Annotated in this window: 1 protein-coding gene; it reads left to right on the top strand. The window is 61.9% G+C overall.

All coding sequences use genetic code 11. The features are described 5' to 3' along the window. Positions 1–247, top strand: a 247-nt coding sequence (locus tag AO388_RS07770; protein ID WP_161937162.1) for an RHS repeat domain-containing protein, incomplete at both ends; no start/stop codon positions are given.

A 247-nucleotide genomic window follows, 5' to 3' on the forward strand; every position in this document is an offset into this window, starting at 1 on the left:
TCAACGACGATGCGCGTCAGGACTACGCCTACGACGACGGCGACCGACTGCTGTCAATCGAGCGCAAGCCGACGGACACCGGCAGAAAACTGGGCATCACCGCTGAAAAGATCGACTTCGCCTACGACCTGCTCGGCCGCCTCGTCAAAGAAACCACGCCTCAGGGCGCGCTGGCCTACGAGTACGATCCGCTCAGCAACCTGACCACGCTGACCCTTCCTACCGGCCAGCACCTGAACCACCTGTA

Origin of the sequence: Pseudomonas sp. ICMP 10191 (genome assembly GCF_001467335.1) — a bacterium.
Lineage (GTDB): Bacteria > Pseudomonadota > Gammaproteobacteria > Pseudomonadales > Pseudomonadaceae > Aquipseudomonas > Aquipseudomonas cerasi.